At 58.1% G+C, this 19,823-nt stretch carries 21 protein-coding genes; 8 read left to right on the top strand and 13 right to left on the bottom strand.

The window, feature by feature from the left end:
* Nucleotides 1-19: 19 nt before the first annotated feature.
* Nucleotides 20-982, bottom strand: a complete 963-nt coding sequence (locus GA0061102_RS21710; protein ID WP_092853082.1) for a LysR family transcriptional regulator — start codon at nucleotides 980-982, stop codon at nucleotides 20-22.
* 339 nt (nucleotides 983-1,321) lie between these two features.
* Here GA0061102_RS21710 and GA0061102_RS21705 point away from each other — a divergent pair, with 339 nt between their 5' ends.
* The gene (locus GA0061102_RS21705) at nucleotides 1,322-1,597 is read left to right on the top strand and encodes a hypothetical protein (RefSeq protein WP_092853080.1); all 276 of its coding nucleotides are present in this window, start codon (nucleotides 1,322-1,324) and stop codon (nucleotides 1,595-1,597) included.
* 51 nt (nucleotides 1,598-1,648) lie between these two features.
* Here GA0061102_RS21705 and GA0061102_RS21700 read toward each other — a convergent pair whose 3' ends face one another.
* Nucleotides 1,649-3,025 carry a sensor histidine kinase gene (locus GA0061102_RS21700; protein WP_092853187.1) on the bottom strand — a complete coding sequence of 459 codons (1,377 nt, stop codon included), beginning with the start codon at nucleotides 3,023-3,025 and terminating at the stop codon, nucleotides 1,649-1,651.
* The gene (locus GA0061102_RS21695) at nucleotides 3,025-3,699 is read right to left on the bottom strand and encodes a response regulator transcription factor (protein ID WP_092853078.1); all 675 of its coding nucleotides are present in this window, start codon (nucleotides 3,697-3,699) and stop codon (nucleotides 3,025-3,027) included. Before GA0061102_RS21695 ends, GA0061102_RS21700 begins: the two co-directional genes overlap by 1 nt.
* A 318-nt stretch (nucleotides 3,700-4,017) precedes the next feature.
* Here GA0061102_RS21695 and GA0061102_RS21690 point away from each other — a divergent pair, with 318 nt between their 5' ends.
* Nucleotides 4,018-4,704 (top strand): DedA family protein, encoded by a 687-nt coding sequence (locus GA0061102_RS21690; RefSeq protein WP_092853076.1) that lies wholly within the window; start codon nucleotides 4,018-4,020, stop codon nucleotides 4,702-4,704.
* A gap of 113 nt (nucleotides 4,705-4,817) precedes the next feature.
* Here the strand turns inward: GA0061102_RS21690 and GA0061102_RS21685 are convergent, their stop codons facing one another.
* Complete coding sequence (locus GA0061102_RS21685; RefSeq protein ID WP_092853185.1) at nucleotides 4,818-5,513, bottom strand: hypothetical protein; 696 nt, start codon at nucleotides 5,511-5,513, stop codon at nucleotides 4,818-4,820.
* Between the two features lie 283 nt (nucleotides 5,514-5,796).
* Between GA0061102_RS21685 and GA0061102_RS21680 the strand changes: the two genes are divergently transcribed.
* Entirely contained in the window at nucleotides 5,797-7,230 is a 1,434-nt protein-coding gene (locus GA0061102_RS21680) for a sensor histidine kinase (protein ID WP_208858685.1), read from the top strand.
* On the top strand, nucleotides 7,227-7,871 hold the full coding sequence (locus GA0061102_RS21675; RefSeq protein WP_092853074.1) for a response regulator: 645 nt from the start codon (nucleotides 7,227-7,229) through the stop codon (nucleotides 7,869-7,871). Before GA0061102_RS21680 ends, GA0061102_RS21675 begins: the two co-directional genes overlap by 4 nt.
* On the opposite strand, the gene GA0061102_RS21670 is transcribed toward GA0061102_RS21675, so the two are convergent.
* Complete coding sequence (locus GA0061102_RS21670) at nucleotides 7,865-8,359, bottom strand: hypothetical protein (protein WP_092853072.1); 495 nt, start codon at nucleotides 8,357-8,359, stop codon at nucleotides 7,865-7,867. The two genes, GA0061102_RS21675 and GA0061102_RS21670, sit on opposite strands and share 7 nt — an antisense overlap.
* A gap of 415 nt (nucleotides 8,360-8,774) precedes the next feature.
* Between GA0061102_RS21670 and GA0061102_RS21665 the strand changes: the two genes are divergently transcribed.
* Nucleotides 8,775-9,101, top strand: a complete 327-nt coding sequence (locus GA0061102_RS21665) for a hypothetical protein (protein ID WP_245298104.1) — start codon at nucleotides 8,775-8,777, stop codon at nucleotides 9,099-9,101.
* A gap of 371 nt (nucleotides 9,102-9,472) precedes the next feature.
* On the opposite strand, the gene GA0061102_RS21660 is transcribed toward GA0061102_RS21665, so the two are convergent.
* From GA0061102_RS21660 to GA0061102_RS21650, 3 genes are all read right to left on the bottom strand, one after another.
* A complete protein-coding gene (locus GA0061102_RS21660; protein WP_092853070.1) occupies nucleotides 9,473-10,021 on the bottom strand; it encodes a phosphatase PAP2 family protein in 549 nt (182 codons plus the stop codon).
* Nucleotides 10,022-10,111: 90 nt separating this feature from the next.
* Nucleotides 10,112-11,320, bottom strand: coding sequence for an MFS transporter (locus tag GA0061102_RS21655; RefSeq protein WP_245298103.1), 1,209 nt, complete (start codon nucleotides 11,318-11,320; stop codon nucleotides 10,112-10,114).
* Nucleotides 11,321-11,346: 26 nt separating this feature from the next.
* Nucleotides 11,347-11,889, bottom strand: a complete 543-nt coding sequence (locus GA0061102_RS21650) for a Chromate resistance protein ChrB (RefSeq protein WP_092853066.1) — start codon at nucleotides 11,887-11,889, stop codon at nucleotides 11,347-11,349.
* A gap of 184 nt (nucleotides 11,890-12,073) precedes the next feature.
* Here GA0061102_RS21650 and GA0061102_RS21645 point away from each other — a divergent pair, with 184 nt between their 5' ends.
* Nucleotides 12,074-13,432, top strand: coding sequence for a cation diffusion facilitator family transporter (locus GA0061102_RS21645; protein ID WP_092853064.1), 1,359 nt, complete (start codon nucleotides 12,074-12,076; stop codon nucleotides 13,430-13,432).
* A 201-nt stretch (nucleotides 13,433-13,633) separates the two neighbouring features.
* Nucleotides 13,634-13,909: a metal-sensing transcriptional repressor gene (locus GA0061102_RS21640; protein ID WP_092853062.1), complete on the top strand. Its 276-nt coding sequence runs from the start codon at nucleotides 13,634-13,636 to the stop codon at nucleotides 13,907-13,909.
* 296 nt (nucleotides 13,910-14,205) lie between these two features.
* Here the strand turns inward: GA0061102_RS21640 and GA0061102_RS21635 are convergent, their stop codons facing one another.
* The gene (locus GA0061102_RS21635; protein WP_092853060.1) at nucleotides 14,206-15,144 is read right to left on the bottom strand and encodes a cupin domain-containing protein; all 939 of its coding nucleotides are present in this window, start codon (nucleotides 15,142-15,144) and stop codon (nucleotides 14,206-14,208) included.
* Between the two features lie 109 nt (nucleotides 15,145-15,253).
* Between GA0061102_RS21635 and GA0061102_RS21630 the strand changes: the two genes are divergently transcribed.
* Nucleotides 15,254-15,604 (top strand): carboxymuconolactone decarboxylase family protein, encoded by a 351-nt coding sequence (locus tag GA0061102_RS21630; protein WP_208858684.1) that lies wholly within the window; start codon nucleotides 15,254-15,256, stop codon nucleotides 15,602-15,604.
* An 83-nt stretch (nucleotides 15,605-15,687) separates the two neighbouring features.
* Here the strand turns inward: GA0061102_RS21630 and GA0061102_RS21625 are convergent, their stop codons facing one another.
* The 4 genes from GA0061102_RS21625 to GA0061102_RS21605 form a co-directional block, all read right to left on the bottom strand.
* Complete coding sequence (locus GA0061102_RS21625) at nucleotides 15,688-16,818, bottom strand: helix-turn-helix domain-containing protein (protein WP_092853177.1); 1,131 nt, start codon at nucleotides 16,816-16,818, stop codon at nucleotides 15,688-15,690.
* A 961-nt stretch (nucleotides 16,819-17,779) separates the two neighbouring features.
* The gene (locus GA0061102_RS21615) at nucleotides 17,780-18,280 is read right to left on the bottom strand and encodes a DUF995 domain-containing protein (RefSeq protein WP_092853056.1); all 501 of its coding nucleotides are present in this window, start codon (nucleotides 18,278-18,280) and stop codon (nucleotides 17,780-17,782) included.
* A 30-nt stretch (nucleotides 18,281-18,310) separates the two neighbouring features.
* Nucleotides 18,311-19,255, bottom strand: coding sequence for a glycoside hydrolase family 26 protein (locus tag GA0061102_RS21610; RefSeq protein WP_092853175.1), 945 nt, complete (start codon nucleotides 19,253-19,255; stop codon nucleotides 18,311-18,313).
* Between the two features lie 17 nt (nucleotides 19,256-19,272).
* Nucleotides 19,273-19,815 carry a DUF995 domain-containing protein gene (locus GA0061102_RS21605; RefSeq protein ID WP_092853054.1) on the bottom strand — a complete coding sequence of 181 codons (543 nt, stop codon included), beginning with the start codon at nucleotides 19,813-19,815 and terminating at the stop codon, nucleotides 19,273-19,275.
* Nucleotides 19,816-19,823 lie beyond the last annotated feature (8 nt).

Genomic DNA, 19,823 nt, shown 5'->3' with positions numbered 1-19,823 from the left:
GAATTCGAGCGAATACCTACTATTCGGAAGATATTCTTCCGCCATTCGGTTGAATGCTGGCATGATCGGCCTCCACGCTTAAGCGTGCGAAATGAGCCTTGAGCCGCGCGATGGCGAAATCGGCGAAAGCGCGCACCTTGGGCACCTGAAGCCGACCGTGCGGCGCAATCAGATGCACGGGCAGCGGCGGCGCCTCGTCGTTCGCAAGCAGTATCTTGAGCGATCCGTCTCGCAGCTGCGGGGCGATATGATAGGAAAACATACGCGTGACACCCCGCCCGGCGACAGTGCTTGCAACCGCGCCACGAATGCTGTTGACGATCAGTCGCGGTGTAAATTGGACGGCACGCGGCACCGTCGACCCAGGGGCGGGCGGAAAACTCCAGCTATCGATGCCGAAATGCGTCATGGCGACGATCTGGTGGCGGGCAAGATCGGCCGGCTCACGGATCACTGGATTGGCATCGATATAGCGCGGCGAGGCGGCAACTACGCGGCGTACCTCGCCGACACGCAGAGCCACCAGCGTGGAGTCCGCAAGATGCGCGATACGCAGCGCCAGATCGATGCCCTCGTCGATCAGATTGGCGGGGCGGTCGAGGAAGTAAAGCCGGACATTGACAGCCGGATGCTCATCCATGAAGGCATCGACGATCGGCCGCAGGATCTCCTCGCCGGCCGCGACGGGGGCGGTAATGGTCAACAATCCCCGCGGCGCGGATCGCTCACCGGCCGCGGCGATGTCGGCCTCCTCGAGGTCCGTCAAGACGCGCCGGCAGGCGACGGCATAGCGCTCCCCTGCCTCGCTCAGCTTGAGCGAGCGCGTGGTGCGATGAAGCAGCTCCGTGCCGACCCGCTCCTCAAGGAAGGCGATGGCCCGGCTCACGGCGGCCGGCGACTTGCCGAGTTTGCGCCCAGCGCCCGCCAGGCTGCCCTCGTCGAGTGCCGCGACAAAGACCCTCATTGCATCGATGCGATCCATGGCATTCCGATTTGCGAAACAATCTCGGCCACAGCCTAGTCAACCGTTCAGAATTCGGCAATCAAGCAACCCGACAGAAGTGGTTGGGATAGTTTGACTTTGGAAGGAAAGCGGAACGATTCACAGGATGAGCGTCAGAGTTGTGTCCTCGCTGAGGAACCGGAAGGCGACGGCCGGCGGACGAAAACATTTCAACACGTTAGTTCCAACACGCTACGCTGGGGGTGAATGTATGGATCACCGATTCGATTTCGTCCAAGGCGCACAATCCTTGTTCGGGATTTGCAATCGGTTTGCCTGGGCCAACGCAAACTGGAAGGGGACCGTGTGAGAAAAAGAATGCTTGTTATCGCGGAGTTGGCGGCGCTGGTCGCAACGTCGGCTTTAGCCGGTCGTTTGACCAGTCAATCGACACTTGCCGAGTGGGAGAATAGCCGAAGGGATGCCCGGTTGGATCTAGCGAAGAGCATACTCGCGAGAACGGCCAAGCGCGATGTCGGCAAGGCGATGGATCTTTTTGCCTGTATTGAGAAAGTTGCGCGAGATCCGGCTCACGCGAACATTCCGATCCATAAGATTTCGTCGCCATGTCTGGTTCTGATCGGCGCCGAATAGCATGCAATCTCACGCAGAAGCGCGGCAGCGGTGTTCTATTTGCGCGTCCCCTTAGGCCACTCGCACCCCGCCATCGGCAATCTTTTCGGAAGGAAACGTCATCCTCATGCAGGCGCCTTTGGAGCCGGCATTGACGACTGCAATGCCGCCGCCGTGGAGCTGCATGATCTCCCGAACTAGATTGAGCCCCAATCCGGCACCGCGTCCGTCGGGGCCGAGGCGGTTAAAGGGTTCGAAGATCTGCTCGCGCGCGTCCCAGGCAATGCCGTTGCCTTCGTCGGAAACTTCGATGAAATGGCTTTTGCCCACCCTCACCGTGATCGTTCCGTGGCGTCCGCCGTGATCGATGGCGTTCTGGACAAGATTGGTCAAAGCCCGCTCCAGCGACGTCTGGTCGCCGATCACCAACACCTCGTCGCCTTCCGGCTCGAAGTTCACCTCATAGCCGGCACCCAGCGCCAGGGGACCGAGGTCAAATAGCACCTGCTTGGCCATAGCGGTCAGATTGACCGGTTGAAAGTGATTGCGCTTCTGGTCGAGGCGCTGAAGATCGAGCAGCTGACCGGCGAGCGTCGTCAGCCGCGCGGCGTCTTCCAACAGGTCGCGCTTGTCCGTGCCGGCGGGCAGAGCTGAAATGCGCGCATTCAGGATGGCGATCGGAGTGCGCAGTTCATGGGCTGCCTGGGCCAGAAAATGTTGATGCCGCTCGTAGCCTGCATCGAGGCGCATGAGCGCGTCGTTGACTGCCCTCACAAGCGCGCGGATCTCGATGGGCACGTCACTCGCCTGCAGTTGGGTGCCACGCTTGTCGAACTCGATGTGAGCGGCTTGTGCCACGGTCCGGCGGAGACCGGCCAGCGCCCGGCGAACCACCAGCGGGGTGGCGAGCGATGTTGCGAGCGCCATCAACACGATGACGGGCAGGATCAATGAGGTGAGCCCGCCTGAAATACCTCTTGCAAGTCGTTGCACCGACATCTGCCCTTTCGTGCCCGTCAGGATCTGGATCCGGCCCGCGGGGCTGTCGACCCATTTGATCACCGCGTCGGGTTTACCGGCCAATTCAGGCTGGTTGCTCAGCCGTGCGTCGCTGAGCTGGTCGAGCATCGCGATAGCAGGCAGATAGGCTGGCGGAATACTGCCCTTTTGCAGACGGTGCCCCTGTTTGTCGCGGATCGCGAACCACAGGTCGGGCGCCCCCGTCCGAAGATTGACGAGGTCAGGGGTCTCTCGCAGGACCAATTCGCCAGCCATGTCCCGCTCCGTCGCCTCGGCCAGTACGTCGAGGCTGGCACCTTCATAATCATCGAGCAGATAGCCGGTGCTCCAGAGCGCTGCCGTGATGATGAGCAGGGCGGCCGCGATCATGCATGCCTGCAGCGTCACCAGCCTGCTGACGAGCAGCCATTTCAGCGAAGGCTGTCGCATCATGTCGTCTCACTGAGGAGATAGCCGACACCGCGGATGCCGCTGATGGCGACACCGGCGTGGGCGTCGGTGAGCTTGCGGCGGAGGCGGGAGATATGCGTATCGAGCGCGTTGGACTCGATCTCATCGTTCATGCCGAAAACGGCCTCCATCAGCGTCTCGCGCAGCACCATGCGCCCCATGCGTCGCATCAGAGCTTCAAGTACGAGCAATTCCCGGCGCGGCATACGCAGGCGAACATCTTCCACATGCGCCTCAAGATGAGCGAAATCGAATGACATGCGGCCAAGTCTGACGATATCGGGCTGCAGTTGCGTCGGACGGCGCAGGATTGCGCGCAGCCGGGCCAAGAGCTCGTCGAAGGCGAAGGGTTTGCCAAGATAGTCGTCCGCGCCGCTGTCGAGACCGGCAATCCGATCGAGCAGGTCGCCCTTCGCAGTCAATACCAGCACCGGCACGATATCGCCCCTCGCACGCAGCGATTTCACCAGCGAAAGGCCGTCCCCGTCAGGTAATCTGCGATCCAGAACCACGGCGTCGTAAACGTCGTCATAAAGGGCGGTGTCGGCGTCCGCCAGGTTCTCCACATTGTCCACGACCATGCCGTGGCGCACCAGCCCGTTGCGCAAGACAGCGGCCATAGGTTTCTCGTCCTCGACCAAAAGCACACGCATTCAGTGAACTCCATCGCTTGCCCGCGTCGATAGGGCATTCACGCGCTATTAGCATCCCTCCATTGAGATAACCTTGCAGACCCGGTTCGATGCCGCGGTTTTTTAGGCCTCCGAAGGCAGCGCGCCTTGCTCATTTTAAAAGTCTTTCTACGTGACAGGTTTTCGCAATCCGGCTGTGTAAGACCTCACTTCCTCATTTCGAGAGGAAAAACCAATGCCCACAGCCTGGACTTTTCAGCCAGCTTCCGTCCATCGGATCGCCAAAGTGCGAGATTGCAGCGTCCCGAGCGATGCCGGATCCCTGGGGGCACCGCTCACATGACGGCGCACGAACTGATTGCACAGGCGCCCGGCGCTGTCACGCTATTGATGAGCTTCGGACTTGCAGGGATATTCTGTCTCGCTATCCTCGAGAAATTCGTCCCGCTTTTTCCGTCGTACATCCTCTTGATGCTCCTGGGACTGATGGTGCCCGATCTCTCCATGCTCGCCCTCTCCATTGCGGCGGTGACGGCGGGTTCGGTCGTTGGCGGGCTTGGCTGGTATGGTATCGGCTGGGTGTTTGGGCCGCATAGGGTAAGGCGAGCCGTCGCCAGCTATGGCGGATGCGTGCTGCTCAAGCTCTCCTTCTACGACCGGCTGGCCGATGCCTACCGCCGCAACCACTTCTGGGTAACATTTTCTGGTCAGGTCATCCCGGCTGTCAGGATCTATCTGGCCCTGCCGGCTGGTGCTCTGCGGCTCGAGCCCATGACCTTCATCGCGGCGACGTCGCTTGGTTGTTTGACGTGGAACGGGCCGTTCCTCTGCCTCGGCTATGTCTTGCGCCATAGTGGACGCGATGTGACCCAGACTGGCTTCTGGCTTGCCATCGCAATCGTGATAATCGAGGGGGCTGTGTTGATCGCCGTGAGCCTGCGCAACAAGGCTGCTAACGGCAGAGAGTACCATAGGCTATCGCCGGATCGGGCGGGGTCCGGGGGGAAAGGCCCGACCCGGCGATAGAGCCGGCGGGCGGGCCGGCTATGGAGTAGCGTCCGTCGACGCCAGTCCGTTGGAGGGTGGCCTCAGAGGACTGTCGCCATGGGCACACTCCCCGAAACCGCTATTGCAGCGCCTTAGTTGGCAGTCTCAATCTCGTCTGTGTCGCTCTGAGATGGGGCCGAATTTTCGGCTTTCCTTTCCAGTGCCTCGCGAACTTCCGCGATTTTTCCCGTGTTCGTTCCGACGCCGAGGATGCTCTTTGCTTCGGCGAGCTCCTGGTTCGTTACCGGCTTGTTCGACAGCTGCTGCAGCGCCGAACGCAAGGCGTTGTCGCTAAGCGCGGGATCTGTGGGCACGGCTGTCGTTCCGTATTTCGTTTCGAATTCGGCATATGCCTTCACATAGGCCGAGAGAGCCGCCATCTTGGGATCCTTCGAGTTCAAGTAGGCGTGGTAGTTCCTGTTGAGTGAATGGAGGCTGCCTTCGAACTTTTCAGTGTGTGTCTTCGCGCTCGCATGATGGGCCTTGGAATGCCTATCGGAATCCCTGTCAAAATGATGCGTTGTGAACGGCGAGGAAGTGCCCTGCGTCGTAGCCGTGCTCGCGGTAGTGCTGCTTACATCGTCGCGGTCGCGATCACGGCCAGACTTGTCGTGGTCGGATTTTCCCTCGCCATGACCTTCACCATGGCCTCCGCCGTTACCACCGCCGTTGCCGTCGCCACCTTTTGCGAAAGCAGCTTGTATGAAGCCAACGGCGGCTCCTCCCATGGGAGCGACAGCTAGCGCCAGACCGAGGCCAGCAGCACCAATGACAGAACGGATTTTCATGCGCACTTCCTTCATAAAAAGCTCGCCACCTGTTGCGGTGGGCGTATCCAGCAAATCACTGCGCACTACAATATTGCCGAAATCTCAGGTTTCTACACCGCTCGGACCTATGCCTTGCCTATTTGGACCATAGTCTGATTGAGTATCCCCGATGGTCTCCTAGATGGTATGTGCCGCGCAACAAGGCCATCTTGCGGTGACGATACGAGTGATGCCGACTTGCGGCAGTTGACACCCCATCCTGCTGGGATAGCTATAGGGGGTTGGGAGATCAGTGCGGACGATGCCAGTTCTGCAGACAAACAGTAAACACATGCTATCTCTGGTAAGTCTAATCGCAGGTTGGAACGCTCAATCCTTGGCGAGACAGTTCCTGCTGGCTGGCGGCTTCGTCGCCATCTGTGCAATGCTCGTTGTCGGCTCCATCGTTGCCAGTGTGATCGAAAATGCCGTGACACGCAATTCTGCGGCGACGACAGCGCTTTACGTCGATAGCGTCATCGCCCCGCTACTACCCGATATGCAGACCACCAAGGCTCTCGACGACACGGTAACGCGGGCCCTAGACGAGACGCTCGGCCAGGGAGCGCTTGGTGAGCGGTTGTTTTCGTTCCGATTATGGCGCGATGACGGGACGATCCTCTACTCCAACAACAAAAACCTCTCCGGCAAGCAGTTCCCGCTTTCGGACAGCCTCAAAACTGCATTTTCAGGCCAAATGGTTGCCAAGTTCAACCAGATCGACGATGTGGAAAGTGTTGCCGAGCGCGATAGCGGCAGGCCACTCCTTGAGATCTACAATCCGGTGCTTCAACCCTGGTCCGGCAAGGTCGTCGCTGTTTCCGAGTTTTACGAGGTTGCCAACGATTTCGAAGGGAGCCTCAATCAAGCCCGACTGTTGAGCTGGCTTGTGGTTGCCCTGTTCACGCTCACATTCTTCGCCCTGCTATCGATCATCGTCCTGCGTGGCAGTCGCACCATAGACAATCAGCGCAAGGCGCTTAACGGCCGCATCGCAGAACTCTCAAGGCTACTGGAGCAGAACAAGGCGCTTCGCGCCCGCGTTCAACGCGCAACGCAGCGCTCAGCCGCACTCAACGAGAGCTATTTGCGCCGTATCGGCGCCGACCTGCATGACGGTCCAGCCCAATTGGTCGCTTATGCCTCTCTGCGTCTGGACAGCCGGACGCTGACCAGTCCCGCCACCCCATCGAATGAGCGTGAGGCGTCGCTGCACACCATCAAGACCAGCCTTGATGACGCCATGACCGAGATCAGGAGTATCTGCAGTGGGCTGATGCTCCCTCACATCGAGACGGACAACCTCGCCGATCTCCTGCAGCGCGCGATCCGCGCGCACGAGCGGCGCACCGGTGTCGACGTCGCGCTCTCCACGGGCAATATACCAGCTGACCTATCCACCTCCGCAAAGATATGCGTTTATCGTTTTGTCCAGGAGGCCTTGAACAATGGCTATCGCCATGCCGGCGGGATCGGGCAAAAGGTCGTGCAATCTTTCGAGGATGGTCTGGTCGTCGTCGAAGTCGCCGATGAAGGGCAGGGGTTTGATCCGAAAGACGTCGGCCCACAAAAGCTGGGCCTTGCCGGCCTCAGGGATCGGGTCGAAAGCCTTGGTGGTACTTTTCAGCTTTTATCATCGAACCGGGGAACCACCGTTCGAATGTCTTTGAACATCGAAGAAATGGAGCAGGCATGACAGCTGCAATCAGTTTGGCAGTCATAGACGATCACCCGCTTTTCAGGGAAGGCGTCATCCGAAGCTTGACTGAAATGGATGGATTTAGCGTCCTCGGCGAGGGTAGCAGCAAGGAAGACGCGGTGCGCATCGCCGCGGAGTGCCATCCAGACATACTGCTTCTCGACATCTCGATGCCGGGAGGAGGGCTGGAGGCTATCCCGCTCATACTTGAACAGATGCCCGATCAGAAGATCGTGATGCTGACGGTCTCCGAGGCAAGCGATGACGTGATGGCTGCGCTCAAGAGCGGCGCGAAGGGTTATGTTCTGAAAGGCGTTGGGTCTCAGATGCTGGCGGATATCATTCGCAGCGTCGCGGCCGGTGACAGCTACGTCGCGCCAACCTTGTCAGCTCGTCTGATTTCGGAAACCGGATCACGCGCTCGGATCAATCCATTCAACGCGCTGACGGACAGGGAAAGGGAAGTGCTGGAACTGGCCTCTGCGGGGCTGAGCAACAAGCATATCGGCCTGAAACTCGATCTACATGAAAAAACCATCAAGCATCACATGACGCAAATCTTCACCAAGCTCGAAGTAAGCAATCGAACGGAAGCTGCGATGGCCTTCCGGGATGAGCTTGAAAAGCGCCGTCAGTGAAAGAAGGATTTGAGCCGCTGCTCGTCGGCTATGGTCGCATTGCGGTTGACGATCGTACGCCCCTTTGAATCCTGCATGACGTAGCGTCCGCTCTGTATTTTTTCGCTCATCCCATCTTTGTGGCGGACGCTCATGGAGCCATTGCCTTCATCGGTAGACTGATCGGAATCGACCTGGCTTTGCGTTACGCTCTTGGTGCTCGACGACTGGCCATTGTCGTTTCCCTTGCCTTTGCCATTACCACTGCCGTTCCCGTTGCCACCGCCATTACCGCTATTGCCACCGCCGTTTCCATTGCCTCCGCCATTTCCATTTCCGCCACCATTCCCGTTGCCGCCACCATTGCCGTTGCCCCCTTTGGCCTCCGCCAATTGCTGTACAACTTTCGCGGATACTCCTTGAATTTTCACGGTATAGGGGAGCGCCGTGCTGACCAAGGTCAGCGACAGACATGGCAAGACAGCAATAAGCTTTCGACGCAACTGCACCTGTAGCCTCCCGAGGCTCCAACTGGATTTGGCGGCGAGCGGATATCGTTCCCTGGCACGAAAGTGTGCCGCTCTACATCGCCGATTGACGAGATTCTGATCTCAATATCAGATCGCCATAAGACTGCGAGCGGTCAAGTTTTATCATACGAATAATGTCCGGCTTGGACTTCAGCAATCACGATCGGGACCTTTTACCGACATAGGATCAGACCAACGTCGGAAAATGGGGGCAGACCGAAGCCCAATTGCATGATCTCATTATTGAAAGCGTCCTCCTCCAGCCGATATGACTGCGGCATGCCGGGGTCTTGCCGACGCAGAATCGGCGCTTCGGATCCCAATAACGTCTCTGTAAAAATTGCCGCGCGCGATACATCCCTACCAGCGCGCTCGGTCCGATGAGAGGGGTACTATGATGACCCAACACTGGAGGATATTTCTGGCGCGCTCATCGCCGCCGGGCGCAGTATTGGATTTTTCCGCCGCCGAATTCGTCCTCGAGGTGGCCATCAATTTGCGGTATTGCCTGAACCTCGTCCAACCAACGCCGGAATGCCTCGATCTGGCTGATCTCGTCTTGCTGCGCGCCACAAATTACGGCGCAGCCAGAATGGGCGACAAGTCACATTTGTTCGCCGAGGCGGAAGACGCGCTGGCGCGGGCAACGAGGCTTCTTGAGATCGAGCTTGAATATTGCTCGCAACGGGTCGTGAAACAGAGCTGCGATCAAGCCGCATAAGTTTTTCACCGCGCATCTTAGAGCTCGATATCATTCTGTCAGCTGTGCTCGCTCTTCGCTCCGCTCCATCCGTCCGCAAGCAACAAGTGCTGCAGCAAGCAACGCGGCGAAGAGGGCAATGTCCGCCGCATTCGTCGCCAGCGTTACGATACCTGGAAGCGGGGCGGTGGTGCTGGCCGCATTAGCGCAACGAACGCAGAAGCGCTGCGCGATGCCGCCTTGTTGGGATTTGGCATCTTGGATTGCCAAGGCCTCTAGTTGAGGAAGACGTCCGTATGGGGCGTCTGCGGCAGAGCCTGAAAGAGTGGCGTCGGATGGCGAACCGATCCGCGTCCCTTTCCCGGCAAGCGCGGACCGCCGCCGACCTCCAGTTAGAGGATACTCGTCAGAAAGCGGTCGACACCTGTCGCAGGCTTGTAGAGGGCTTTGACCAGGGCCGCCGCGAAGATCGCCGTCAGCGCGCCGCCCATGACGTCGCTGATGTAGTGCGTACCGAGATAGACGCGCGACAAGGACACCAGAATTGCCGCCACAAGAAAGAAAAGGCCGCGTTTCGGCAGATTATGGATCAGGAAAGCCGCGGCGATCGCAAAGGTCGCCGTCGCATGGTCCGACGGAAATGAAGGATCGCTGCTGCGCTCGATCAGAAGTCGAGTGACTCCGGCGTCATAGGGCCGGATACGCTGATCGAAAAGCAGAATGACCTGGTTGATCCCAAGACCGATCAGAAAGGTCAGGCCGGCAGCGATCAGGATGTGGCGCGTTTTCGTCCGCTCGGGGCCGGTCCACCATTGGGCGGCCACGGCCAGTATGAGCAATGGGACGCCGAGGTTGGAGATGGTGATCAAGGCATGGTCGAGAAGGCTGTTTCCGGACAGGCTATTGATCCATCCGGTAATGGCGGCGTCGAGTTTGTACATTTGGTCTCCTGTCGTCTTGCGACGGGATGCCTTATTCGACTGACAGCTGCCTGAAGTATCAAGGCAGCATTGTGATCGCGGCCAGACAGTTCAAGCGCTTTTGAGGTGCTTTCTGAAAGCAAACAAGGTCAGGCCGGCTATGGATGCAAACGCTGCGCCGGCGGCAAAAGTGCTGTCGGGTCCGATCCATTCCCACAGTCCACCAGCAAGGATGCTGGCAAATAGCAGGGCGATACCGGAAACGAGATTGAAGAACCCGAAGGCCGTTCCTCGCAGATCGCTCGGAGAGGCGTCCGCAACCAATGTTGCAAAGATTCCTTGCGTGAAGCCCATGTGCAGGCCCCAGAGCAAAACGCCAAGTGCTAGGCCGGGGAGCCCAGGAACGAAAGCCAAGGCCAGATCGGCCGCGACCAGGAGCCCGACGCCGATCAAAAGCAGTGTGACGCGGTCAACCCGGTCAGCAAGCACTCCGACCGGATATGCCGATATCGAATAGACGAAATTCATGCCGATCAGCACAAGCGGTACCAACATGACGGGAATATCGAGCCGCTGGGCATCGAGCAGCAGGAAAGCTTCGCTGAAGCGAGCGAGGGTGAAAATCGCTGCAATCACCGTAACAAGCCAGTATGCGCTTGGGAGGCGCAAGAGATCGGCTTTCCGTAACGGAACTCGCGCGTCGCTATTGCTCGGGGATTTTGAAGGTTCTTTGACGAAGAAAAGGATGAGGCCGACCGCTACGAAGGCAGGTATAACCGCAATCCAGAAAACCGTGGCATACCGATTGGATGTCCACCACATCAAAAGCAGCGCGAGGACGGGGCCGAGGAAGGCGCCGACGGTATCCAGAGATTGCCGCAGTCCGAAGCTTGCGCCGCGAACTTCCGGTGGGGAAATGTCCGCAATCAGGGCATCTCGCGGCGCACCGCGAATGCCCTTGCCGATACGGTCGATGAAGCGGGCGGCGACAAGCCAACCGATCGACGGTGCAATCGGGAAGATCGGCTTGGTCAGTGCGGCCATCCCATATCCCAGCAAGACCAACAGCTTCCGCTTGCCGAGCCAGTCGCTTACGGCTCCTGAGAATACTTTCGTGATCGCAGCTGTAGCTTCCGCGATGCCTTCGATGATGCCGACGGAAAGCGTTGAGGCACCAAGGACGGTGACCATGTAGACGGGAAGCAGGGCGTGGATCATCTCGGAGGAGACGTCCATAAAGAGTGAGACGAAACCCAGTGCCCAAACGCCGCCGGGTATTGCTGGCACCGATCGCCGGCTTTTTGCAGTTACATCAACCACTGTCGGGTCCTTTCGGTGCATCTTGCTCAGCCGCCTTTGTTCTCTTCGTTGGCTTCGAAAACCTGGCGCGCGTAGTCATCGAGCAAGACTCCGCAGGCTTTGAGCTTCTCGCCAGCCAACGTCGCCAATTGTGCATCGTAGAAATCGAGCTTCTTGATCCGCTCAAACCACTCCTGGAGCTTCCTCAGGTCGGTGTCTTCCTCTTCCAATTCGGCATATGTGAATTTCTGCTTCGATACTTCCTTGGCGATTTCCTTCTCGAAGTCATCGCAGCGTCCGATGAACTCTCGGTAGAGTTCATCGCGGTCTGCGTTGAAGCGTTCGATCACTTTGTTGAGTTGCGTGTCATCGAGGGGTGCGGAGTCCAGAAGCACGGACTCTCCACCCATCTCGGAGATATCCAGCTCTGACATCTTTAGCCGTCGGAGGTTCTCGTCGGTGCGTGGCAGGAGACAAACCCCGTTCTGGAGGTAGATCGCGCCCAATCCCTTGAGGCGTCGCCAAAGAGCAACCCTTCGAGCCGCAGGTTCGGTGGGAACCTTGTAGGTGAGCAAGATCCATTGACTCAAACCGTTTCTCCATTTTGTAACGGCCGTTACATCCAATTCGTTCCATAACGGATGGACCATGTGGCCGTCAACTGCCGTTTGGGTGCAATCTACTTGACTATATCCTCTCCAGGGGGATAGGAATTGAGCAATCTTACGGCGCCGGAATAATGGTGGCCGGATAATCGATTTCAATGAGGATTTCATGTTCACGACGATTAAGGACTGGCTTGGTTTCGGTGTGCACGACCATCACGGTGCCGGTCACAGCCATGGGTCTCATGGGCATTCCCACGGCGATGCCGGGGGGCACGGCCACACCCACGGGGTTGTCGATCCAAGCATCGCGACGTCGGAGCGGGGAATCTGGGCCATCAAATGGTCCTTCGTCATCCTGGCGATCACGGCAATCCTGCAGTTGATCGTTGTATTCGTATCCGGCTCGGTGGCCCTGCTGGCGGACACGATCCATAATGTCGGGGATGCGACCACGGCCATTCCGCTCTGGATTGCCTTCGTGTTGGTCCGGCGCCCGCCTACGGCCAGGTTCAACTACGGCCTCGGCCGCGTCGAGGACCTGGCTGGCATGCTGATTGTTCTCATCATTCTGTTCAGCGCGATCGTCGCCGGCTACGAGGCCATCAACCGTCTTATCCATCCGCAGCCGATCGCTCAGCTTGGCTGGGTGACTGCCGCAGGCATCGTCGGCTTCATGGGGAACGAGATCGTGGCGATCTTCCGCATCAAGGTCGGCCGCGAGATGAACAGCGCTGCCTTGATTGCCGATGGCTATCACGCGCGAACCGACGGGTTGACGAGCCTTGCCGTCGTGCTGGGCGCAATCGGCGTCTGGCTGGGCTTTCCGCTTGCCGATCCGATCATCGGCCTTCTCATCACCATCGCGATTTTCGGCATCGTCTGGCAGTCGGCTCGCGCAGTCATCACGCGAAGCCTTGATGGCGTTGAGCCCGGCATTACTGATGAGGTGCGACATGCGGCGGAACATGTGCCTGGCATCCAGAAGATCACTGACGTCAAGGCGCGCTGGCTCGGCCACAAGCTACACGTCGACGTGACGATTGCGGTGGAGCAGGAGAAATCGATCGCAGAGGCAAATGGCATCGCTCTTGCCCTCCGCGAAGAGCTGCATGTGCATCTTCCGCCGCTTGGCAGCGCAACGATCCAGTTCGACATGGCGGGTACTTCGGCCGTGATCGCAAGTCATGCTGGCCATGGGCATCATCATGCTCCGGATCCCTTTGCCGTCAGCTCTTCGCTGGCGACCGGGCTTCTCGAGATTATCGACACTCCCGATGGCGAACGGATGCGGCTGTCGATCGCCAGCCACGCACATGGCCTGCAAGCCGTCGTCAACATACAGCGACCGGGTGGTATCGTAGAGACGTTGACGCTGTCGCCGTCTCCGAAGGACCATCATGCGATGCTGAGCGCGCAGACCCCGGACGAGCCGCATGAGTTCGATGCCGAGCTCGTGCTCACAGCAGGGGACGAAGTCGAAGTTCTGCCGTTCCGGATGGAGGAGCCAGAGGGCCATCATCATTAACCTCACGCGACTTGGTCCGGCGACCCCTTGTCCCCTCAGTCAAGTGCGCTGTCGTCGGCTACGTCTGCGCCATTGGCACTACGCTGGCAAACCAGCAACCACTGAACGCGTGCATGACGCGTTCGCGCTTTCAATGGTTGTGCTTCCGCTGCAATGCCGCCAGCGTTGACAGTGATCCCCTCTAGGAGGATACAGACAGTCATGACAGAGCACACACATGCCACCCATCCCGAAATCGTCAAGCGGCTCAAGCGAGCTCACGGGCATCTGAAGAGCGTCATTGCCATGATCGAGGACGGCAAGCCATGTCTCGATATCGCTCAGCAGCTATCGGCGGTCGAGAAGGCGATCATCAACGCCAAGAGAACCCTCATCCAGGACCATCTCGATCATTGCCTCGAGGAAACAGTCGGAGCTCTCCCGCGCGACAAGCGGCAGTCCATCGATGGGTTCAAAGCGATTACGAAGTACCTCTGACGGTAAGGCCGAGCTGCTTGCCTAGCCGTGTAGATCTGGCTTGGCCGCCACCGCACGCTAGAGCTTTTCCGCTTTTCTTCGAATCGCGAAAACGCCCTATCTTCGTGTTTCCTTGCGCATTCCGGACGGAAAACCGCTGCGCACTTTTCCTGGAAATGCTCTAGGAGCGTGATCAGGATGGGTCGACTCTAGCGCGCTCAAGTCGGTGTTGCGCACGGTTGTCGATTGCCCGCTCTGCCGAGAGGTATGATCCGCACGGTCGTCTGTATCAGATGGCTTTCGGGCTCATCTGATACTTAGACTGGCGGCGGCTCCGTCACCCACGCGGATCGACGCAAGGCGCCGGGTCGGATGGCGAAGTGGCGTTGGAGCGCCCGGCTCAGCGCCGCCTCGGATTGATAGCCGACATCTGCAGCGATCTCGCCCAATGCATCGGCCGTGTGCGTAATGCGGTTCCGCGCGATTGAAAGTCGCACTTCCGTCAGGAACGCCAGGGGCGGCATGCCGCATATGCGCCGAAAGGCGCGCACCAGTGTCGCGCGCGAAACCGCAGCGATGGCAGCCAGTTCGTCCAGGCTCCACTCCCGAGCGGGATCGCCCAGCATAGCAAGGGCGGCTTTTGCCGTCTCGCGGTGGCCGAGCAGCGCCAGGAGCCCGTCCGCCGGCGGCTCCGCTTCCAGATGCACCCGCAACAGCATGACGAACAGTGCGCTGGCCAGGTCGCGCGCGATAGCGGCCGCGCCTGCGCGGTCGGCGTCCAATTCGTCACGGATGGTCTCCACCAGCCTGCTGCAAGCTTGCTGCCCGCTGAGCCGAAGGACGATGGTATGCGGCAGCAGGCGCAGCAGCAGATCGTCCGTGGCGCTTTCGAGGTATAGCCGGCCGCAGATCAGTTCGGTCTCGAACTCCGCCCCTTCTGTCTCCTTGACGCGGATGGCGTTCTTTTGGGTGGTCCCGATGATCTGCTGAGGGCTGCGCCCGTCGCCGCCACGAGCGACATGCGCGTCACCATGGGGCAGCAGCAGTACGTCGCCCGCCTCCAGGCGAACCGTCGGTTGTCCCTTGCGCTCTACGGAGCACGCACCCTTCGTGAGGATATGGAATGCTGCCCAGCCTTTTGCTTCGGACTGATGTGGTGAGCTCCAGTCACCGCCGAAGCGGCAGAAGTCTTGCAATTCGGGCCGCACCCTGAGCATGGGCGCAAGCAGGCTCAGTACGTCACGGTGTGGGCTCATGGGCGCTCCAGATCTTTTTGATCCGTTCGGTCATATCGTTGCGCCTGGCGGATATCAACATTGGAGCAGGTCGGACGCATTATCTCCTCACCAACAAAGGAGGCCTAAAATGCATATGATGGATTGGAACGCCTATCGAAATCAAGTTCTCGCCGGGGTCGGCGATGTGGCAAAACTCTCGCCGGATACGGTGAAGGGCTACGCTCAGTTGAGCAATGCCAACGCCAAGGACGGCCATTTCGACGCGAAGATGCGAGAACTGATTGCTCTCGCCGTCGCCGTCACGCTGCGCTGTGACGGCTGTATCACGGTCCACACTGCCGCGGCCAAGAAGGCTGGCGCCACCGCGAGCGAGATCGCCGAAGCGCTCGGTATCGCAATAAGCGTCAACGCCGGCGCCGCGCTGGTCTACACGACCCGGACGCTCGACGCTTTCGCCGCCGCTGCAGAGCAGGGCTGAACAGGGCTTTTCGGGGTTCGAAGGGGTGCGGCGCCTGTGGCGGCGCATCCCGTTTCCATGCCGGTGACCTACGTGAGGCTCCCTCAGATGCCAAGCGTGTTGAGCCAGTCGCCAAATGTCGCTGTTTCCATCATCCGCGGCAGATGTTCGGCCTTGCATTCCCCCGTGTGCCTGCGGACCTCACTTGGGCTGTAGCCGAATTCATGTGTGAAGGCTCGGCTGAAATTGGCCGCCGATTCAAAGCCAAGCTCCTTTGCAATGTCGGCTATTCGTTGACCGTTATCCAGGTCTGCAAGTGCGGAACGTGCTGCCAGAAGTCGTTTTCTGCGGACATAGTTCAAGACGCCGCCTGATGCCTGGAACAGTTCATAAAGTCTGGTGCGTGAGATCGCCAGTTCACGGCTCAATGCTTCAGGGGTTAGATCTGCCGATCCAAGATTGTTCTGGATGTAGCGGCGAGCTTTGGCCATCAGTCCGATTTCGGAGCTGTGGTCGCTGATCATGCGACTGTGCACGAGCGGTGCGACGCTACTGAAAATCATCTCCTGAAGCTGGTTGCGCACGCCGTGCAGATCATCTCTCGTCATGCGGCTGAGGTTCGCTTCGAGAAAAGCGATATAGTTCGCCAGCAGCTCGACGCGTGCGCCTCCCAAAATAACGTTGTTGCTTGAGCCGGGCAGTCCACCGTGATCGGCAAAGAGATCGGAGGGCAGAATGAGTGTGACTGACTGCGCGCTTAAGGTGCGACCATAAAACGGGCAGCCAAGCGCACGGATCTCCATCATGCCCGGCTCGTTTTCGACAACAGTCCCATTGACGCTGGTCCACGTCTTTCCAGTGCGCAAGAACGTGATCTGCCAATGATCTATGGCGCTGAAACGGACTTTGTGCGGCGAGCGCTCATAGCTGAAAGCCGGCGTCTCCTGCTGGATAAAAAGCGCTCCTTCCAGATTCCAGACGGTCTGATCTGCTGCAAAGCAATCGGCAGCTCGGGAACTTTCTGGAAGATAGGTATCTATCAGCGGCGCCATACGCTCTTGCCAGGCGGAGAATTGGTAACCGGGGATTGCATCTGAGGTGGAGAATGGCAAGGAGTCCAGCTTTGGCATGTCTATGAGAGTATTACAGAGCGGAGCTTGCGAACTGCGAGGCCACCGACGTCTCTCCACAAAGGTTGATTGCCCGGAGGAAACCTCGGTTTTATTCCACATCATTATGGTGGCCTTTCGATAGTGCAGGGTAAGTTGGCTGATCGCTTTCGCTGTGCGCTCGCTGCAGGCGAACAAATGTCCGACTTCCACACTGCCGAGCATTTGAGGCCAAAAACGCATCTCGCGCGGATAAAGCTGGCATCAAATGGCTTCCTCGCCGTCGAAGTGTCGCAAAACAGCCCGAATTTGAGTCCATCCGACCGGCCGGAGGCCGGCGGATAGACGTAAAGGAAGCCACGGCATCATATGTTGTGAAAAGAATTCCGGCTTGCGGTGCGTATTGGTAGGCAAACCGAAAGAAGGCTGTGGATGCCTGATCGAAGGCACTGTGCAGCCGTCTAATATCGCGCCAAACTAATATTGCAGTGGGAAGCATCCTCGTGGATCCCAACCTAAAGCCTGAATGGGAAAAATTAGACGATTTCTTTAATATTTTCAAGATATTTAAAGAAGTCGTTTAAATATTTTCCGGCAAAATGGACGAAACGAAACCGAAAAGGAGAGTAAACTTATGGGTTTGAACCAAGATTTTCGCAATCTAAATCTTTATAATCGTAAAATTGGAATTCTTATATCGTCAATGCTTTCGATTGCATCTTTGGTGTCAGCGCCTTTGAATGCAAACGCTGCCGAAAGTTCACATGTGAAGAGTAAGACTGTTCAGTTGTATATGAAGAAGTATGAGAAGAACAATGTTGTCTTCTATAGCGGAAGATCTCTTTCCAGAACGACTTCTGTCTCTTCCGAAGATTACTTCAAAGGATCACCCTACATTTGCACGCCAAGCGGGTTTGGAAGAACCTCGCATTGCCACAATCGTAGCGGGTTTTAACATGCCTGCAACAATCCCAAGAGTTGCTGTCAATAAAGAATAGGGGCATTGCTCGGATGACGGTTCGACTGAACAAGTGGAACGTAGGCCGCTCCGCCATCCTCGTATATGCCCCTATATAAGCATTCCACTTCAACCGGGTAGATGTTTGTGGACATAATCGCCCAGTCGAAGTTTCAGAATCTCGTCATCATGTTTCGTCGGATTATGACGGAATACATACCATTTTCCGCCTGATGCTCGTTTCTGATAGATGATCCCAGCTCTCTTGCGATGCAGGAAGCAGGAAACATTAGGTGCAGCGCTCTTCTTGCTATACCAGATGGCGCTCATGCAGAGCCTGCCGCGATCGGCCGCATACCAGGTACCTTTTGCGTAAGATCTTTGGCCATGCGAGTGCGACCAAGCGGCAAAGCGGCTATGATGGCGCGAGAAATAGCCCGCCCCATCCTTCCATATCCACGAACGCCCCGAGTAGATTTTTCTCAACTCCGTAGCGCTCATTGGTTCAGCCCGATGGGCCGAGCGTAAGGTCATTTTGTCGATTTGATGCTGGGTTGCCGCGTTCGCGGTGCCGACCAACGCGAGCACCGAGAACAGGGCACCCATGACGACGAAGCGCAACGAAGACATGTCTTTCTCCTCAACCTTTCAACATGACCGTTAGTTCAGCAGGGCACTGGCAACACGCCAGTCCGGCCGGCCCAGGCCATACGGCCAAGGATAGACCTCGCGGTCGTTGAAGTAGACGACTGCCGTCAGGTCGGGGAATTCGGAATGCGGCTTGTTGGCTTCCTCGGCCCATGCGTGAACATAGGCTTCATTTCCCTGGTAGCCGAGTTCCGCGATTACGATGGGTTTCTTGAAGCGCTTGACGCGGTCATAGCCGGGCTTGGTTGCGTCCACGAAATTCGAATCGTGCCCAAGAGTTCGCTGATCGAATGGCTGGTAGCCGAAGACTGACAACCCGACGACGTCGACAAATGAATCTCCGGGATAGTAGGCTTCAAGCCCTTCCTTCCCCATCGGCGACCACATGTATTTTGCCGTGGGCAAGCTCTTGCGACATACGGTGACGGCATGCCTATAAGCCTTCACATAGTCCTCAGGCGTCCAGTAGGCCCATGTGAACTGCCCGTTTTTCTCGTCCATTTCGTGAGCCCAGCGAATGGTGACGGGCTTGTTAAGTTTGGACACCGCCGTGCAGATCGCCGACATGTTGGAATCGTAGTGCCCCGCCATAATCCCATTGAAGAGATCGGTTGGCGTGACGCGCCAATCGCGCGCCCATGACCACGGCTCGATCGTGATCAGCAGTGAGCGCCCCCGCTTGTTTGCGTAGTCATTCGCTACGCTCAGGGTTGATAGATCGACATCTTCCCAGGGCAGGAAGAGGTGCTCGATCTTGGGATTGGGGTCATTGGAAAAGTCGCCGTTTGGGTCGTAGGCGCCGCCCGGCAGCGATTGCGGTGTGATGATCGGCCTCTTGTCGTTGAAGAGAGGCCGGGTCTCGGTCTTCATGTCTGAGCCATTGTTGGCGGCGTACACGCCTCCGCAGAGGACGCCAGTCGCAAGCAACGCCGTCGTTAGTTTTGATAGGGTTTTCATCGGATTGCCTCCTTCCTTCATTCGGCCTTATGCACAGTCAAAACCGAGGCTTTCATAGCCTCCAGCCGCTGTGAGACTAGGTCGTCGGCGATCAACTTCGCCGCTTCATCCGTGTCTTTGGTCACGGGATGGCGAAACACGAACCATGTCCCGCCAGTCTCTCGTTTCTGATAGATCGTTCCACCCAAGATGCGATGCTCGAAGCAGGTTTGGGCCGGGAACTGGCCGTTTGCGGCGTGCCAGGTTGCATCGAGACATAGACGACCCGTATCGGTCACGGCCCAGCGCCCCTCGGCCCAGGATTGCCCGCCGCTTCCGTCGACCCAGGCGGAAAACCGCCGGTCGATATTCTGCATTCGCCCTGCGCCGTCGGCCCAACGCCAGGTCTTGTCACGATAGAGCGTGTAAAGTTCGACTGCCGTCATGGGCCTTGCCCCGTTGGGCACCTTGTTGGCCGTGCCCGCGGTTGCCGCATTGCTCCCCGTTGCAAGTCCAAGAACAATCGCGAATGCCAGCGATGTTACCGGGGCAGTGGAGATCTTCTTCTTCGATGGCTTCATGTCATTTC

This window comes from Martinezella miluonensis (genome assembly GCF_900094545.1).
Lineage (GTDB): Bacteria > Pseudomonadota > Alphaproteobacteria > Rhizobiales > Rhizobiaceae > Rhizobium > Rhizobium miluonense.
Note: the sequence above shows the minus strand (reverse complement) of the source record. Positions and strands in the feature narration are given on the sequence as shown.